The sequence below is a fragment of the Neoluteolibacter marinus genome, from assembly GCF_014904755.1.
Classification (GTDB): domain Bacteria; phylum Verrucomicrobiota; class Verrucomicrobiia; order Verrucomicrobiales; family Akkermansiaceae; genus Haloferula; species Haloferula marina.
Genome location: NZ_JACZFQ010000295.1, coordinates 1 through 582, shown reverse-complemented (window position 1 = coordinate 582; position 582 = coordinate 1). Strand labels below are relative to the sequence as shown.

At 60.8% G+C, this 582-nt stretch carries 1 protein-coding gene; it reads left to right on the top strand.

Going from position 1 to position 582, the window contains the following annotated elements:
• Window positions 1–569 (top strand): NAD(P)-dependent oxidoreductase (locus tag IG178_RS24920; RefSeq protein ID WP_193215261.1); only part of this gene is annotated, 569 nt, incomplete at its 5' end.
• Window positions 570–582 lie beyond the last annotated feature (13 nt).

Sequence of the window (582 nt, the reverse complement as noted above, 5' to 3'; positions counted from 1 at the left end):
CCGCCGCACTTGCACAGCACACCACGCATGTCGTGGATGCCCCGGTGTCAGGAGGTGCCGCTCGAGCTGCCAAGGGGGACCTCCTCATCATGGTCGGCGGCCCTGCAGAAGATGTCGCAACCGTCCAACCGCTTCTTGATGCGATGGCCTCGAGCTGCCCAGTGGTCGGACATGAAGTCGGCGACGGTCAGAAATTCAAGATCGTCAATCAGCTTCTGTGCGGCGTCCATATTGCGGCGGCCGGAGAAGCTCTGGCCTTGGCCGATTCCATGGGCCTGGACATTCAGCAGTGTCATGAGGTGCTCAACGGGGGCGCGGCTCATTCCTTCATGTTCAAGGATCGAGGGAGCCGCATGGTGACGGGGAACTTCGAGTCCGTCACGTCCGCTCTCGACATTTTCGTGAAGGATATGGGACTGGTCAATGCTGCAGCCCGGCAAGCGGATCAGCCAGTGCCGCTCGCCTCTGCCGCTGAGCAGCTGTACGTCCGAGGACGTCGTGAGGGCCTCGGACGTCTTGATGACTCGGTCGTATATCAGATGCTGCGCGATCGCGGAAAAGACAGCTGAGATGTGAGACTCG